Origin of the sequence: Salinicola lusitanus (assembly GCF_003206045.1) — a bacterium.
GTDB classification, from domain to species: domain Bacteria; phylum Pseudomonadota; class Gammaproteobacteria; order Pseudomonadales; family Halomonadaceae; genus Salinicola; species Salinicola lusitanus.
In genome coordinates this window covers 411,522-425,835 of record NZ_PZJM01000003.1, presented here as the reverse complement: position 1 = coordinate 425,835, position 14,314 = coordinate 411,522, and the positions used below count along the sequence as shown (strand labels likewise).

Here is a 14,314-nt window from a genome sequence, read left to right as displayed (position 1 = left end):
TGCGTGAATCGTGATTGCCGTGAGCCGCCACATAATAAATGAATATCGGTATGCAGGGTTTCGAGGCCAACTCAAAGGGATGGATGACAGCTTGGACAGCACTGCACATCAAGATCGCGTATTGATCATCGAAGACGACGAGCGTCTGGCACATCTGACGCGTGAGTATCTGGAGGCCAACGGGTTCCAGGTCGGGCTGGAGCATGATGGCGCGCACGGCGTGGAGCGTATCGTCGAGGAGCAGCCGGACATGGTGATCCTCGATCTGATGCTGCCCGGCGAGGATGGTCTGTCCATCTGCCGGCGGGCGCGACCGCACTATGCCGGCCCCATCCTGATGCTGACCGCGCGCACCGACGACATGGATCAGGTCCTCGGCCTGGAGATGGGCGCCGACGACTACGTGCCCAAGCCGGTTCAGCCCAGGGTTCTGCTGGCGCGCATGAGGGCCTTGATGCGCCGCGCCGACAGCCTGGTCTCCTCCAGTGGAGCGACCCGCCTGACCTTCGACAACCTGGTCATCGACAGCGCCACTCGCGAAGCCTGGCTGGAGGAGGAGCGGGTCGATCTCACCAGCGCCGAGTTCGACCTCCTCTGGCTGCTGGCCGACAACGCCGGCCGCGTGCTGACCCGGGAAGAGATATTTTCCCAGCTGCGCGGCATCAAATACGATGGACAGGATCGCTCCATCGACGTGCGCGTCTCGCGTATTCGTCCCAAGATCGGTGACGACCCCAACCACCCCCATCGCATCAAGACCGTGCGGAGCAAGGGGTATCTATTCGTCAGGGATAGCTGAAGCGAACCGATCACGGTGTCCGCTCGGTTCTCCTGGGCCGTGAAACCGGCAGGTTGCCGGGCTGTTGCGGTCAGTAGCTTCGCGATCACGACTACCGTCGCTCGGCCGGCCACGCCAGGCAGGGGCGATAGGCGAGTCGTCGCGACGCCGGCCGAGCGCGGGGCCACGGGTGCCGCACGGCGGACATCGATCGCCTCCTGCAGCAGGCCCCCGTCTCTTCGCGGAGACGGGCGAAACTAGCCTTCTGGCCATCCACGAAGCCGATTGCCGCGCGAGATTCAACATGCGTCGTTCCTTTACCGACAGCACATTCTTTCGGTTCTACGTGTCGTTGCTGGCGGCGTTGGTCATCACCTTCGCGCTGGTGCTGCTCGGTTTCCTGATGGTCGACAAGGTGCGCCAGGAACATTATCGGGAGAATCTCGTCAGCGGTCCGCTGGCGCTGCTTTCCGATCTCGTCTCTCGCCAACCGTTGGCGCAGCGAAATGACTGGCTGGCATCGATGGCATCGACACTGGGCATGCCGTTGGGGCTGTTCAAGCTCGACGAGCTCTCGCTCAACTACTTCGAGCGAGCCCGCTTGCGCGAGAACCGCCCCGTCATCGAGTCGACCGACAAGGGCTGGCGCTCTCTCTATCAGTTGCCGAACTCCCAATGGGTGCTGGCGGCACGCATCAACAGTCTCAACGAGATGCAGCTGCGCGGCATCACCGAAGTGCTGCGAAGCTGGCTGAGCGGCGAGACGGACGAGATCCAGGCCCGTCGCTTCGAGCGGGTCAAACAGCAGTTCCACGTGCCACTCGGTCTCTACACCGCGCCACCGACGGATGTCGACCCCATCCAGGCGACGCGCCTCGACGCCGGCGAGGTGGTGGTGCGTCTCGAAACGGGCCTCAGCGCGCTCTATATCCACGCCCGAGTCGGCCCGGATCGCTGGTTGCGAATCGGTCCGCTGCCCAGTTTCGAATCGATGCCGCTGTCGCTGGCGCTGGCGCTGCTGATCATGGTGCTCTTGACCCTGGCGGGAGCCATCTATCTCATCGTCTGGAGTGTCGAAGGGCGCGTGGGGCGGCTGGAGCGCGCCGCGACGAGGATTGCCGCCGGGCATCTCAACTCGCGGGTGCGGGTCGACAGCAACGACTTCGTCGGTCGCCTGGGCATGGCGCTCAATGGCATGGCCGCCCAGGTCCAGTCGCTGCTGCGCAGCCAGCAGGAGATGATCCGTGCCGTTTCCCACGAGTTGCGCACGCCGGTGGCCCGCATTCGCTTCGCGGTCCAGATGCTCGAGGATCTCAGCAAGGATGAAAGCGCCCAGCGCCAGCTGGCGGGCATCGACGAGGACATTTCCGAGCTCGACCGGCTGATCGACGAGATCCTCACCTATGCCAAGCTCGACAGCGAGAACGCGCAAGGCGTCACGCTCAAGACGGAGAGCATGGAGTGCCGGGCGGTTGCCTGGCGAGTGCTGGATACGCTGAGCCCGCTGCATCCGCACCTCGAACTCGGCGTCGTCGATGGCGAGGAGCTCGAGGTGGAAGCGGAGCCGCGCTACCTGCAGCGTGCGGTACAGAATCTGGTCGCCAATGCCTGCCGCCATGCCGAATCCCGGGTCATGGTGACGATCCACCGCGAGCCGAGGGCTGTCCGGATCGATGTCGAGGACGATGGTCCGGGGGTGCCGGAAGAGAAGCGGATTGCCATCTTCAAGCCATTCGCCCGGCTGGACGACAGCCGCACCCGCCGCTCCGGCGGCTACGGGCTGGGGCTCTCCATCGTGCAGAAGATCATGGCCTGGCACGGTGGCAATGTCGTGGTCGATCGCAGTGCCAGCCTGGGGGGCGCCCGGTTCAGCTTGCTGCTACCGCTCCATGGGCGGGAGGCGATTCACCCGCTGAACTTCGACGAGGAGGAGTCGTCCTGACGAGCCAGCGCCGGCACGCGCTTCGGCGTCCGCACCGTGGTTCGTGGCTCAGGTGGGCTCCGCGCCCGCCGGCTTGATCCCGTTCAGTACCGCGAACGACGTGTCTCTGGCGGTACGAATGAAGTCCTCCATCCACGGTAGCGCCAGATTCTCCTCCCGGATCGCCGCATACAGCGTGCTCCATACCCCTTCCTTGCCCAGCGGCAGCGCCTTGACGTAGTCGCGCTCCAGATACTCGGTCAGTGCCCAGTTGGGCAGGGCGCAGACGCCGCGCCCGCTGGCTACCAGCTGCATCATCATCACCGTCAGCTCCGCACTGCGGATCTCCTTCGGCCGCACGCTGACCGGGTCCAGAAACTGGGTGAAGACGTCCAGCCGGGAGTGGTCCACCGGGTAGACGATCAGCGTCTCCTCGATCAAGTCCGATGGCTCGACCCAGCTTCGGGTCGCCAGGGCGTGCTGCTTGGCCACTGCCAGCAAGCCTTCGTAGCGGAACAGCGGTTCGTAGTGCACGCCCGGCAGCGGCTCGGGATTGTCGGTGATGACCAGATCGAGAACTTCGCGGGTCAGGCCGGGCAGCAGGTCGAAATTCTGGCCGCTGGGGATGTCGACCTCGACTTCCGGCCAGTGATTGCGAAAGTGGTCGACCGTCGGCATCAGCCACTGAAAGCAGCTGTGGCACTCGATCGCCATGTGCAGGCGCCCTTGTTCGTGTCCCGCCAGCCGAGCCAGGTCCCGCTCCGCCAGACGCAACTGAGGCAGAACCTGTTCGGCCAGTGTCAGCAGGCGCTCCCCGGCGCGCGTGAACGACACCGGACGTGTCTTGCGCGTGAACAGCGGCATGCCGAGACGCGACTCCAGATCCTTGATCTGGTGGGACAGCGCCGATTGGGTCAGGTGGACGCGCTCCGCCGCCTCGACGAGGGAACCGGTATCGCGCAGGGCGATCAGCGTGCGGAGGTGGCGAAGTTCGAGCATGCTATGAATTCTGCTCACGTTGAGGATTAGATAAACGCGTTTGATTCAGGATATATCGCCGGGGACACTGCCCGCCAAGCCATCATCTTCACCATTCTAACCGCTAACTCTGAGAGACCCTACACATGACCACGCCGGTGCATACCCTGGGCTACCCGAGAATCGGTGCCCATCGCGAACTGAAGAAAGCCGTCGAAGCCTACTGGAAAGGCGAACTCGACCGCGATGGACTCGAGCGGGAAGGTACGCGCCTTCGCAAAACGCACTGGCAGGATCAGGTCGATGCAGGCCTGGACCTGGTGACGGTGGGGGACTTCGCCTTTTACGACCAGGTGCTCAACGTCTCGGTGATGATCGGCGCCGTTCCGCCGCGCTTCGGCCGCACCGGCGGCGAGGTCGATCTCGACACCAGCTTTCGGATGGCACGTGGCCGCGCGCCCAGCGGCGAGCCGGCAGCGGCTTGCGAGATGACGAAGTATTTCGATACCAACTACCACTATCTGGTGCCGGAGCTATACCAGGGACAGACGTTTTGCATTGCCAGCGAGCGGCTATTCGACGAGGTCGCGGAAGCCCGGGCCGAAGGCCATCCCGTCAAGGTGGCGCTGACCGGCCCGGTAACCTGGCTGTGGCTGGCCAAGGCCAAGAGCGACGGGCTCGAACGTCTCTCGCTCCTCGACGAGCTCGTCGCGACCTATAGCGACATTCTGGGTCGCCTCGCGAGCGCAGGCGTCGAATGGGTGCAACTCGACGAGCCGGCGCTGGTGCAGGACTTGCCCAGCGACTGGCAGCGCGCCTTCGAATCGGCTTACGCCACGCTCCAGTCGACACCGGTCAAGCTGCTGGTGGCAAGCTACTTCGGCGGGCTCGGCGACAATCTGGGGCTGGCCGTCGCGCTGCCGGTGGAGGGGCTGCACGTGGATGTGGTGCGGGCGCCGCAGCAGCTGAGCGCGGTGCTCGACAGGCTGCCATCCGACAAGGTGCTCTCGGTAGGCGCCATCGATGGCCGCAACATCTGGCGTGCCGATCTCACCCGACTTGCCGGCGAGCTCGCGGACGCCAAGGCTCGCCTGGGCGACCGCCTGTGGCTGGCGCCGAGTTGCTCGCTGCTTCACGTCCCCGTCGACCTGGACAACGAAACCGGACTCGATCCCGAGCTGAAGAGCTGGCTGGCCTTCGCGCGGCAGAAGCTCGGCGAGGTGGTGACGCTCGCCCACGTGCTCGATGGCACCGAGACGGCGACGGATCGCCAGCGGGTGGATGAGGCCAGCCAGGCCCTGGCGGCGCGCCGAGCGTCGCGGCGCATCCACAAGCCTCGGGTCGCCGAGCGTCTGGCCAAGGTGAGCGCTGCCGACACGCGCCGTGGCAACGTCTACGCGGTACGCGCCAGCGCGCAGCGGGAGCGTCTCGCCCTGCCGCTGTTCCCGACCACGTCGATCGGGTCCTTCCCGCAGACCCAGGAGATTCGCGCGGCACGCCGCGACTTCAAGAAGGGGATCCTCGACCTGGCCGATTACGAAGCCCGCATGCGGGAGGAGATTGCAATGGTCGTCGAGCGCCAGGCGCAGCTCGGGCTCGATGTGCCGGTACACGGCGAGGCCGAGCGTAACGACATGGTCGAGTACTTCGGCGAGCAGCTCGATGGCTTTGCCTTCACCCAGAACGGCTGGGTGCAGAGCTACGGTTCACGCTGCGTCAAGCCGCCGGTGATCTTCGGCGACGTGGAGCGGCCAGCGGCGATGACGGTGCGCTGGAGCCAGTATGCCCAGTCGCTCACCGACAAGCCGATGAAGGGCATGCTGACCGGACCGGTCACCATTCTGCAGTGGTCGTTCGTGCGCGACGACCAGCCGCGCGCCGAGACCTGCCGGCAGATCGCGCTGGCCCTGCGCGATGAAGTCGCCGACCTCGAGCGCGCGGGTATCGCGATCATTCAGATCGACGAGCCTGCACTGCGGGAGGGTCTGCCGCTGCGCCAGGCCGAGTGGCAGGCGTATCTCGACTGGGCGGTGGAGTGCTTCCAGTTGAGCGCTGCCGTCGCCACCGACGAGACCCAGATCCACACCCACATGTGCTACGCCGAGTTCAACGACATCATCGGCGCCATCGCGGCCATGGATGCCGACGTCATCACCATCGAGACCTCGCGTTCGGACATGGAGCTGCTGGATGCGTTCCAGGACTTCGACTACCCCAACGAGATCGGGCCCGGCGTCTACGACATTCACTCGCCGAACATCCCCGAGCGCGCCTGGATGGTCGACCTGATGACCAAGGCTGCGGAGAAGATTGCGCCCGAGCGACTCTGGGTCAATCCGGACTGCGGTCTCAAGACGCGCGGCTGGGCGGAAGTGGAGCCCGCGCTGGCCAACATGGCCGAAGCGGCCCGCGAGCTGCGCAAGCGCTACGCATGAGCGTCGCGCGATGAACGGGTTCATGGTTTGGCCCGCCAGCGCGCCTGGCATGTTAGGCTGAACGTTGCGCCGCGGGGCGATCCCGCGGCGCTTTTTTATGACGGCTATCAGAGGGTGTTCACAAAACAGGCGAGCGAAGACAAGGCAAGGCGAAATTGGACGAGAAAGCGGAATTTACCGGGCGTAAATGAGTATTTGACTCGCACCGCTCGCCCTTCGGGCCGTCCTGCGGACGTTCTGAACTGAAGTTCGGTGAGGTCAATTTCAACGCCGCATTGTCGAGCGCAGCCCTTTGGTAAACACTCTCTTCGTGTCCAGACATCTCTCGGGAACCTTGCTCATGCCCAATGCGCTCCAGGCTGGCAAAGACCGCCGCGCCCTCATCCGTCGTTATCGCCCATCGGTTCGCTGGCTGGCCCTGTCGGCCGCGTCGCTGCTGCTCACGGCCTGTGCCGGTGGCGCTCAGCAGGGGGTGAAGTCCACCGCGCCGTCGGCGGGCCTGGCTGCGCTCAAGTCGCCGCTGATGCCGAGTGCCTTCTTCGCCGACGGTGGCGAGACGTTCACTGCCTGGCGCTGTACCCCATCCCAGGATCTGGTCACCACCACGCCCGATGATCGGCGACTGCGGTTGTGGACCGCGCTGGGGGAGACCGAACTGCCGAGCGCCGTGGTGGGCGCCGGCTCCCGCTACCAGCTCGGCGGGGTGTCGTTCTGGCGCCAGGGGCGTGATGCCCGGGTCGAGAGCGATAACGGCCGGCTGGTCTGCACGCTGGCCAGCGAGCGCCAGACGACGACGCGCAAGGCGCATCCCGACACCATCTTCTACGCCAGCGGCAACGAGCCCGGCTGGAACGTCTCGCTGGATCGCAACAGCCATTCGCTGACGCTGGTGTCCGATTATGGCCAGGCTACCGATACGTTCGACTACCGGGTCGCCTCGGTGAAGAACGGAGGCGATGCGCGCATGGTGCTGGTCAGCGACAGCGGCCGATATCCCATGGAACTCGATCTTCGCGCCGGCGCCTGCTTCGATGACATGAGTGGCCAGCCGTGGCCGGTCAAGGTGACGCTGCGCTACGGGGCTCGCGAGTTCCAGGGCTGCGGGCAGGGCGTGGAAGCCAGCCGCTGAGCGACCAGCGCCATGAATGTGAGAACGAACGAAATTGTCGAAAGGTTGATGCTATTTTTAGCGGTTTTCATTTCATGAAGTGCAACGAATAATCCCTGCAACGCTTGCCGCTCATCGACGGCATCTTGGTTGGGTGTGACTTCAATAATGGAGACGGCTTCATGACACGACGTGTTCTTCTCATCACCAGTTCCCTCTTCGGCGAGGCTGGCCAGTCCCGAGCGCTGGCGGCATCGTTCAAGGCCGCCTTGCAGGGGCGGGACGTCGAGTTGACCGAGCGCAACGTGGTGGAGCAGCCGCTGCCCCACCTGACCGGTGCCGAAATGACGAGCTGGATGACCGATCCCTCCGAGCGCAGTGACGAGCAGCGGCAACTGGCTCAGGTGTCCGACGAACTGCTGTCCGAGGTCGATGCCTGCGATGTGCTGGTGCTGGCGGTGCCGCTCTACAATCTGGGCATTCCGAGTCAGCTCAAGTCATGGTTCGATCGTATCCTGCGCGCTGGCAAGACCTTCCAGTACACCGCCAACGGCCCGGTGGGGCTGCTGGAGGGCAAGTCGGCGCTGATTCTGGCCGCCCGCGGGGGCATGTACGCCGGCACCGAGATGGACTCGCAAACGCCACACCTCAGGCACATGCTGGGCCTGATCGGCATCAAGGAGGTCGACGCCATCTACGCCGAAGGCCTTAACATGGGCGACGATCGCAAGCATCAATCCCTGACCGAAGCCAAGCAGGCGATCGGCCACTACGTCGACTCGCATTTCTGATCGTCGGACCTCGTTCCAGCGTCGACCCGAGCCGCCCGCTACCGATGTAGCGGGCGGCTCTCGTTTCAGTCGGGCGCGGTGATCGGCTCGACCTGGGGCGAGGTGATTCGCGCCAGCAGCCGCTGCATGACGGCCCGGTCCGGACGGGCCGAACCCACGCGCTCGCTGGTCACGGGCTGCCACTGGCCGTCATCCCCGCGCTCGGCAATCGAGAAGGTGAACGGGTGGGCACCCGGCACGCCCAGGCGAATGTCGGTGGCCAGGAGCCTCTCTCTGCCCGCCTCGCGGCGGGTTTCGTAACGCAGGAACGAGCCGCTGAACCAGGCGAGGCGCTGGCCATCCCGAGTCCGCTGCGCAGCCCGTCGCCATTCATCCCCCAGTGGCCAGGGTGCCAGCGTCGGCGGGGCATCGCCGTCCAGCAGGCTGACCCAACCTTCGTAGGCCGCGCCGTCATGGATGACGGTGACGCGCCAGAGCAGGGTGGTCAGGGGGGCTGGCTGAACCAGGATGGGGTCGCCGCTCATGCCCCGTTGGGCCAGGAGAGGCGCGAGCCGTTGCTCGACGAACGCCTGGGCCGCCAGGCTGAAACCGATGTAGAGGCATGACAGCCCCAGCATCGCGGCCAGCAGCCGTTGGGTGCTGGGACGTATGGCGAACACGATCACCCCGATCAGCAGGGGAAGCGTGTAGAGCGGGTCGATGATGAACAGGGTGTGCCAACTGATCGGTCGCAGCGGCAGCGGCCACAGCAGCTGGGTGCCATAGGTCGTGAAGGCATCGAGCAACGGATGCGTCGTTAGGCAGAGGGTGAACAGCCACCACCAGTGCTGGAAGGAGGCGATCTCGCGCGTGCGCGACCAGCGTGCGGCGAGCCCGGCGAAAAGCGTCGCGATGCCGGTCAGCACGATCAGCGAGTGACTGAAGCCGCGATGCCGGGTGTAGTCGGCAACGGCGTCGCCATAATCGATCAGCACGTCGAGGTCCGGCAGGGTGCCGAGGGCGGCCCCGATCAGCAGCGCACGCCGGCCGAGTCGAGGCATGACCACGCCGCCGATGGCGGCGCCCAGGCAGGCTTGGGTAACGGAGTCCATACGATGTCCCTATCATGGGCGGTCGAGAGTGACGGCATCTGCCGAACGTCGCAGTGTGTGCGAGGTTGGCCGCCGCGTCGACTCGAACGTAACCAGCGAGGCGTCATTCACCGATCGACGGCGGTGGTCTACCATGGGATGGTCCAACTCACTGACGAATCAGGAACAAATCCATGGAATACCTGCATACGATGGTTCGCGTCGCCGATCTCGACGCGTCGCTGCACTTCTATTGCGACTTGCTGGGCCTGCAGGAGGTGTCACGCAAGGAGAGCGAGAAGGGGCGTTTCACACTGGTTTTCCTGGCCACGCCCAATGACACGCCACGCGCCAAGGCCGAGCAGTCGCCGATGGTCGAGCTGACCTACAACTGGGATCCGGAAACCTACACCGGCGGTCGCAATTTCGGCCACCTGGCCTATCGGGTCGACGATATCTACGCCCTCTGCGAAAAGCTGCAGGCGGGTGGCGTGACCATCAATCGGCCGCCGCGGGACGGACACATGGCTTTCGTGCGCTCTCCCGACGGCATTTCGATCGAACTGCTCCAGAAGGGCGAGGCGCAGGCACCGAAGGAGCCGTGGGCTTCGATGGAAAACACCGGTAGCTGGTGACGCCGTGAATCGCTCGACGCGTATCTTTCTCGGCTGGCTGCTGCTGGTGGCGATCGCTGCCAGCAGCGGCATCCTCGCCCCACCCGGCGAGTGGTATGCGGCGCTGGCCAAGCCGCCCCTGACGCCACCGGATTGGCTGTTTCCGATGGCCTGGACGCTGCTCTACCTGATGATGGCGGTCGCGGCGACGAAAGTGACGCTGGCGGTGCCCCAGGGTGGACGTTGGTCCGCCTTGGCACCGTTCGTGCTGCAACTGGTCGCCAACGGCGTGTGGTCGTGGCTGTTTTTCGCCGCCCACTGGATGCTGATCGGTCTGCTCGACCTGCTGCTGCTGTGGGGGCTGATCGTATGGACGATCGTGACGTTCTCGCGCCATTCACGCTTCGCGGCCGGCTTGCTGGTGCCCTATTTGATATGGGTGAGCTTCGCCGCCTATCTCAACGCGGGCGTACTGATACTCAACGCGCCATGGGACTGATATCGCGCCGTCCCGTGGCCGCCATCGATCGGCGTTATCTCGACAGACCCCTGGAGCCGTCACCATGACCCAGCCGACACGACCGCTGCCTGCCGATATCGAGGCCGCGATGCGCCGCGAGGCGGCCGGGCTCGAGCGGCTGGATCGAGAGGTCTATCACCACTACGATCGTGACCCTCTGGCGCCGATCGTCGGTTTGGGGCCCAGAGAAGCCAAGCTGGCCATCTTCGGCCGCGATCCCGGCAGGAAAGAGGTCGAGATGGGGCAGCCGTTCGTCGGCGCCGGAGGGCAGAAGGTTCGCGACGCGCTCTATCGACATCGCCACGGACGAGCGTTGCCGGATTTCGAATCCTCGCTGGAGGTGGGGGAGGATCTGTTCTGGATCAATACCGTCCCCTACAAGCCGCTGGGCAACAAGGCCTGGCCAATGGCGGTGAAGCGGCGCTTCCAGCCGCTGATAGCGGCACTGCTGGCGCAGCAGTGGTCTGGCGATCAGGTGATCACACTCGGACGGGAAGCCTTCCTGTGGTTCGGTATCGGCCAATCGCGCGAGGTGCGCGATGGGCTGGAGGCTTTCTGGGCCCGCGAGGATCGTTTTACCGCGACCTGTGTCACGGCGCTGACGCTACCGACCGGCGGAACCCGCCACTTCACCCTCGCACCGCTTCCGCACCCCTCGCCGCTCAACCAGCGCTGGTTCAAGCGCTTTCCCGAGCTGCTGGACCGGCGGCTGTCGGCGCTCGGGGCCTGACCGGCTTGGCTAGTCCGGGCGGGCCGCCATACGCCCACTCCCCAGGAACATGATCGCCAGGGCGCCGAACAGGAACATGCCCTGCAGCTCCAGCGTCCATCCCCCCTGGCTATTGAGCGTCCACAGTTGCGACATGTGGACCAGTATCAGTGCCACGATCATGTTGACCGCCATCAGCAACCCGCCAATCCGCGCTTGCCAGCCGACGATCGCCATCAGCGGGGCGACGATCTCGCCGACCAGAACGCCGTAGGCGACGAAGGAGGGGAGGCCCATGCCCGATAGCTGATGGGCAATCCCGTTGAGACTGGTCGGATCCATCAGCTTGCTGATGCCATGCAGCAGTATCAGGACGCCAACGCACAGGCGCAGCAGAAGCTTGCCCAGATCATCGTTTTGCAGGAAGCGCATAGGGAGTTCCGTATTGTCCAAGGTTCCAGTGCCTTATTGGCGCGCATAGGCTAACAGAACTTGCGCTGGATTCGTGGCGCGGGGATATTGGTATCTTTTTGTAAGCGATGGACTACGTTGGCGATGGCGATTCTGACAATGTCCTCTGTCGTCGAAAACGGTGATACTTGTGCCGATTCTTCGGTGAGGGGGGAGCATCGGCCCGCCGGGCCGGGGTTTTTTCTGGCGCTGGCCCGAGCAAAGTGCTCGTAGAAGGGTCCTACCCAAACACAACAACGAGTCGTAAATGCGGAGCCAGTTCTTCTCCCTTTGGCGGAAATGCACCGAAGCGCCCGATTCCCTCCCGGCGGAGCGTCGGAGAAGTTTCGAGATCATGGCCGAGATCTATCTGCTGGCACTATGTGCGCAGTCGATGATCGCGCCTGTGCTGTTTCTCGTCGGCCGCCCGGTCCTCGGTTGGCTCAATCTGGCCTGTCTTGCCGGTTACGTGGTGGCACTGGTGCTGCATCGTCGCCTGTTCGTGGCGACCGCGCTGGCGGTCAAGCTGGGCGCGTTTCTCGTTTTCGTCATTGTCGGTGCCGTCGTCACCGCCAACCAGGCCAGTCTGATCTACTTTCTCCTGTTTGCCGAAGTCGAAATGATGCTTGCCGACCTTCGTCGTCGCACCAAGATCATCGCGACCGGCTGCCTCGTCACGTTTTCTCTTGGTGTCCTCCATCTGCCCCCGTTGCCTGGCGCACCCCGTCAGGCTTCCGGCATCGACATGTTTCTTGCCGAACTGGGTCTGGGGCTGGTCTTCACCATGCTATGCATCGTGATTCTGCGCATGCTGGCGATCACCGACTACCACGAGCATCGCTATCGGCGTGACGCCATGCATGACTCGCTGACGCGGGTGCTCAATCGGCGTGCGATCTTCGAACGGGCCTCCCTCTACTGGAAGACCCATCGCGAGTTTGCCTTGGTGCTAGTGGATGCCGACCGCTTCAAGGAGATCAACGATAACCATGGACACTCTGCCGGCGACGCCGTTCTGCGCCATTTGGCCACCCTGCTGCGGGAGACGCTGCGCAGTGACGACAGCGTCGGGCGGGTCGGCGGGGAGGAGTTCCTGATCCTGTTGCCCGGTGCCGGCAAGCGCCAGGGCATCGAAGCCGCCACGCGCATGCGCAATCGACTGGCGCGCAATCCCTGCCGACTCGACAGTATCGAGCTGCCAGTCACGCTATCGATGGGAATCGCCACTGCCGACGAGGCCCTGCATCTGCGGGAACTGATCGAACTGGCCGATCGGCGACTCTATGCCGCCAAGTCCGCCGGGCGAGATCAAGTGGTGGCCGAGGGGCATGCCGGCGCCGCGACGTCGCGAAACTCGCAGCGCCTCGCCCAGGGGGTCGAGCGGGCGCTGGAGACGGACCGCGTCTGAAGGGAATCGCCGCCGCAGCGCCGGAGGGAAGCGCTTCGTTCCAACCGCGGGCCGGTGAGCGGTCAGTGGGGCAGTGGCAGGCGTGACAGCCCGCGCTGGACGAGCGTCGTCACGCTGGTCGCCACCGGCGTGCACAGGACCCAGGGCAGAGCAAGCAGCGCGATGCTGAGCGCGCCCATGTAGACATCGCTGAACCAGTGCGCGCCGACCATGATCCTGGGGGCGCTCAGCAGCATCACGAAGGCCACGCTCCAGCCGGCCGTGCGGCGATCGGCAAAGCGCAGCATGAATCCGGCGAAGATCATCAACATCAGCCCATGGTCGCCGGGGAAACTGTTCGACGCCGAATCCTTGGTGGGGATCGAGACGATATCCGTCAGGTGGGCGGCATGTTCGAAGAAGCGTGTCGGGCTGGGATGCCCGTAGGTGATCGCCTTGTTGGTGACCACCGCGATGATGCCGGCGGTCAGCAGCATCGTCACGCCGATGCCGAACCAGCGACGCACCCGGTCGGGTCGCGGATCGCGGCGCATGGCGATGGCAAACAGTACGCCCATGACGCCGAACGACGCGGCATCGAAGAAGCGCGTGTTGAGCAGCGCCAGCGTATCGTTCCAGAGTCCGTTCTCGGGGGTGATCCACTGGTTGAAAGCCCAGAAGATTTTGTCGTCCAGGTCGGTCCAGGGTAGCCCGTGGGGTAGTGCCCAACTCAGCAGCAGCGCGAGGCCGGTCAGGTTGAAGGCGATGATGCGTTTGAGATCTATCCGCGTCGGTGTCATGACCAACTCCTTGTTAGTGGCTCGGGCGAAGGCGCCGATAGAGGGTGTCGAATGCCGCTGCCATGGCGCCGATCAGCCGCACGATCCAGGCGTTGCAAAGTACCCAGGGCAGGACCACCAGGGCGATCGCCAGCGATCCCAGGTAGACATCGCTGACCCAGTGCGCGCCGACCATGATTCGCGGCAGCGTGACCAGGCCCGTCAGGGTGACGGCCAGCGCTGCCGTCAGCCGGTCGGCGAAGCGCAGCATGAAGCTGGCGAAGACCATCGCCATCAGCCCGTGATCGCTCGGGAAGCTGTCGGATGCCGAATCCTTGGCGTGGAGCGAGGTGTAATCGCTCAGGAGGTTGACCTGGCCGTGCCACAACGTCGGGCTGGGGCGCACCATCAGCAGGTGCTCGTGCAATAGCGCACCGAGCGTCGCGGCAACGGCGGACATGACCAGGCCAATGGCCAGCCACTTCGGCCACCCGCCGTTGCGGTCGCGAAGCATGGCCATGCACAGAATCCCCAGCAACACGCCGAACAGGATCTTGTCGAACGCGCGGGTGTTGAGAACCGCCAGGAGTTCCGTCCAGTGGGGGTAGACGGGGCCTATGAACTGGTTGAAGAAGAAAAACACGTCGTCGTCCAGCCGGGTCCAGAACAGTACGGTCGGGAGCCACCAACTGATGACCAGCACGAGGGCGAGCAGGTTGTAGAAGAGGATTCGGCGAATATCCATGACGAAGGCTCGGTGTGACTTTTCGCCAT

The 14,314-nt window shown here is 64.5% G+C and carries 14 protein-coding genes; 9 read left to right on the top strand and 5 right to left on the bottom strand.

Annotation, left to right across the window (positions count from 1 at the left end; all coding sequences use genetic code 11):
• Positions 1–79: 79 nt before the first annotated feature.
• Both DOM45_RS05725 and DOM45_RS05720 read left to right on the top strand, forming a co-directional pair.
• Complete coding sequence (locus DOM45_RS05725; RefSeq protein ID WP_110598559.1) at positions 80–799, top strand: winged helix-turn-helix domain-containing protein; 720 nt, start codon at positions 80–82, stop codon at positions 797–799.
• A gap of 283 nt (positions 800–1,082) precedes the next feature.
• On the top strand, positions 1,083–2,720 hold the full coding sequence (locus DOM45_RS05720) for an ATP-binding protein (RefSeq protein ID WP_110598558.1): 1,638 nt from the start codon (positions 1,083–1,085) through the stop codon (positions 2,718–2,720).
• 48 nt (positions 2,721–2,768) lie between these two features.
• On the opposite strand, the gene DOM45_RS05715 is transcribed toward DOM45_RS05720, so the two are convergent.
• Positions 2,769–3,698, bottom strand: a complete 930-nt coding sequence (locus DOM45_RS05715) for a LysR family transcriptional regulator (RefSeq protein WP_110598557.1) — start codon at positions 3,696–3,698, stop codon at positions 2,769–2,771.
• A gap of 125 nt (positions 3,699–3,823) precedes the next feature.
• Between DOM45_RS05715 and metE the strand changes: the two genes are divergently transcribed.
• The 3 genes from metE (at position 3,824) to DOM45_RS05700 (ending at position 8,011) form a co-directional block, all read left to right on the top strand.
• Entirely contained in the window at positions 3,824–6,112 is a 2,289-nt protein-coding gene (gene metE, locus DOM45_RS05710) for a 5-methyltetrahydropteroyltriglutamate--homocysteine S-methyltransferase (protein ID WP_110598556.1), read from the top strand.
• A gap of 340 nt (positions 6,113–6,452) precedes the next feature.
• Positions 6,453–7,241, top strand: coding sequence for a C-type lysozyme, inhibitor (locus DOM45_RS05705; protein WP_110598555.1), 789 nt, complete (start codon positions 6,453–6,455; stop codon positions 7,239–7,241).
• Between the two features lie 161 nt (positions 7,242–7,402).
• Positions 7,403–8,011 (top strand): FMN-dependent NADH-azoreductase, encoded by a 609-nt coding sequence (locus tag DOM45_RS05700; protein WP_110598554.1) that lies wholly within the window; start codon positions 7,403–7,405, stop codon positions 8,009–8,011.
• Positions 8,012–8,076: 65 nt separating this feature from the next.
• Here the strand turns inward: DOM45_RS05700 and DOM45_RS05695 are convergent, their stop codons facing one another.
• Complete coding sequence (locus DOM45_RS05695; protein ID WP_110598553.1) at positions 8,077–9,102, bottom strand: metal-dependent hydrolase; 1,026 nt, start codon at positions 9,100–9,102, stop codon at positions 8,077–8,079.
• A 173-nt stretch (positions 9,103–9,275) separates the two neighbouring features.
• On the opposite strand from DOM45_RS05695, the gene DOM45_RS05690 reads away from it, so the two are divergent.
• The 3 genes from DOM45_RS05690 (at position 9,276) to DOM45_RS05680 (ending at position 10,945) form a co-directional block, all read left to right on the top strand.
• Positions 9,276–9,716, top strand: a complete 441-nt coding sequence (locus DOM45_RS05690) for a VOC family protein (RefSeq protein ID WP_110598552.1) — start codon at positions 9,276–9,278, stop codon at positions 9,714–9,716.
• Between the two features lie 4 nt (positions 9,717–9,720).
• On the top strand, positions 9,721–10,194 hold the full coding sequence (locus DOM45_RS05685) for a TspO/MBR family protein (protein ID WP_110598551.1): 474 nt from the start codon (positions 9,721–9,723) through the stop codon (positions 10,192–10,194).
• 64 nt (positions 10,195–10,258) lie between these two features.
• Positions 10,259–10,945: a uracil-DNA glycosylase family protein gene (locus DOM45_RS05680; RefSeq protein ID WP_110598550.1), complete on the top strand. Its 687-nt coding sequence runs from the start codon at positions 10,259–10,261 to the stop codon at positions 10,943–10,945.
• A gap of 9 nt (positions 10,946–10,954) precedes the next feature.
• Here DOM45_RS05680 and DOM45_RS05675 read toward each other — a convergent pair whose 3' ends face one another.
• Positions 10,955–11,356 (bottom strand): DoxX family protein, encoded by a 402-nt coding sequence (locus DOM45_RS05675; protein WP_110598549.1) that lies wholly within the window; start codon positions 11,354–11,356, stop codon positions 10,955–10,957.
• Between the two features lie 373 nt (positions 11,357–11,729).
• Here DOM45_RS05675 and DOM45_RS05670 point away from each other — a divergent pair, with 373 nt between their 5' ends.
• On the top strand, positions 11,730–12,782 hold the full coding sequence (locus DOM45_RS05670) for a GGDEF domain-containing protein (protein ID WP_157958183.1): 1,053 nt from the start codon (positions 11,730–11,732) through the stop codon (positions 12,780–12,782).
• A gap of 62 nt (positions 12,783–12,844) precedes the next feature.
• On the opposite strand, the gene DOM45_RS05665 is transcribed toward DOM45_RS05670, so the two are convergent.
• Positions 12,845–13,561, bottom strand: a complete 717-nt coding sequence (locus tag DOM45_RS05665; RefSeq protein WP_240612297.1) for a phosphatase PAP2 family protein — start codon at positions 13,559–13,561, stop codon at positions 12,845–12,847.
• A 13-nt stretch (positions 13,562–13,574) separates the two neighbouring features.
• The gene (locus tag DOM45_RS05660; protein WP_157958353.1) at positions 13,575–14,285 is read right to left on the bottom strand and encodes a phosphatase PAP2 family protein; all 711 of its coding nucleotides are present in this window, start codon (positions 14,283–14,285) and stop codon (positions 13,575–13,577) included.
• Positions 14,286–14,314: the final 29 nt, after the last annotated feature.

What these genes read in the sequence shown, in the direction of transcription:
- DOM45_RS05725 (WP_110598559.1), top strand. Translation starts at nt 80, where the DNA reads ATGGATGACAGCTTGGACAGCACTGCACATCAAGATCGCGTATTGATC.
- DOM45_RS05720 (WP_110598558.1), top strand. Translation starts at nt 1,083, where the DNA reads ATGCGTCGTTCCTTTACCGACAGCACATTCTTTCGGTTCTACGTGTCG.
- DOM45_RS05715 (WP_110598557.1), bottom strand. Translation starts at nt 3,698, where the DNA reads ATGCTCGAACTTCGCCACCTCCGCACGCTGATCGCCCTGCGCGATACC.
- metE (WP_110598556.1), top strand. Translation starts at nt 3,824, where the DNA reads ATGACCACGCCGGTGCATACCCTGGGCTACCCGAGAATCGGTGCCCAT.
- DOM45_RS05705 (WP_110598555.1), top strand. Translation starts at nt 6,453, where the DNA reads ATGCCCAATGCGCTCCAGGCTGGCAAAGACCGCCGCGCCCTCATCCGT.
- DOM45_RS05700 (WP_110598554.1), top strand. Translation starts at nt 7,403, where the DNA reads ATGACACGACGTGTTCTTCTCATCACCAGTTCCCTCTTCGGCGAGGCT.
- DOM45_RS05695 (WP_110598553.1), bottom strand. Translation starts at nt 9,102, where the DNA reads ATGGACTCCGTTACCCAAGCCTGCCTGGGCGCCGCCATCGGCGGCGTG.
- DOM45_RS05690 (WP_110598552.1), top strand. Translation starts at nt 9,276, where the DNA reads ATGGAATACCTGCATACGATGGTTCGCGTCGCCGATCTCGACGCGTCG.
- DOM45_RS05680 (WP_110598550.1), top strand. Translation starts at nt 10,259, where the DNA reads ATGACCCAGCCGACACGACCGCTGCCTGCCGATATCGAGGCCGCGATG.
- DOM45_RS05675 (WP_110598549.1), bottom strand. Translation starts at nt 11,356, where the DNA reads ATGCGCTTCCTGCAAAACGATGATCTGGGCAAGCTTCTGCTGCGCCTG.
- DOM45_RS05670 (WP_157958183.1), top strand. Translation starts at nt 11,730, where the DNA reads ATGGCCGAGATCTATCTGCTGGCACTATGTGCGCAGTCGATGATCGCG.
- DOM45_RS05665 (WP_240612297.1), bottom strand. Translation starts at nt 13,561, where the DNA reads ATGACACCGACGCGGATAGATCTCAAACGCATCATCGCCTTCAACCTG.
- DOM45_RS05660 (WP_157958353.1), bottom strand. Translation starts at nt 14,285, where the DNA reads ATGGATATTCGCCGAATCCTCTTCTACAACCTGCTCGCCCTCGTGCTG.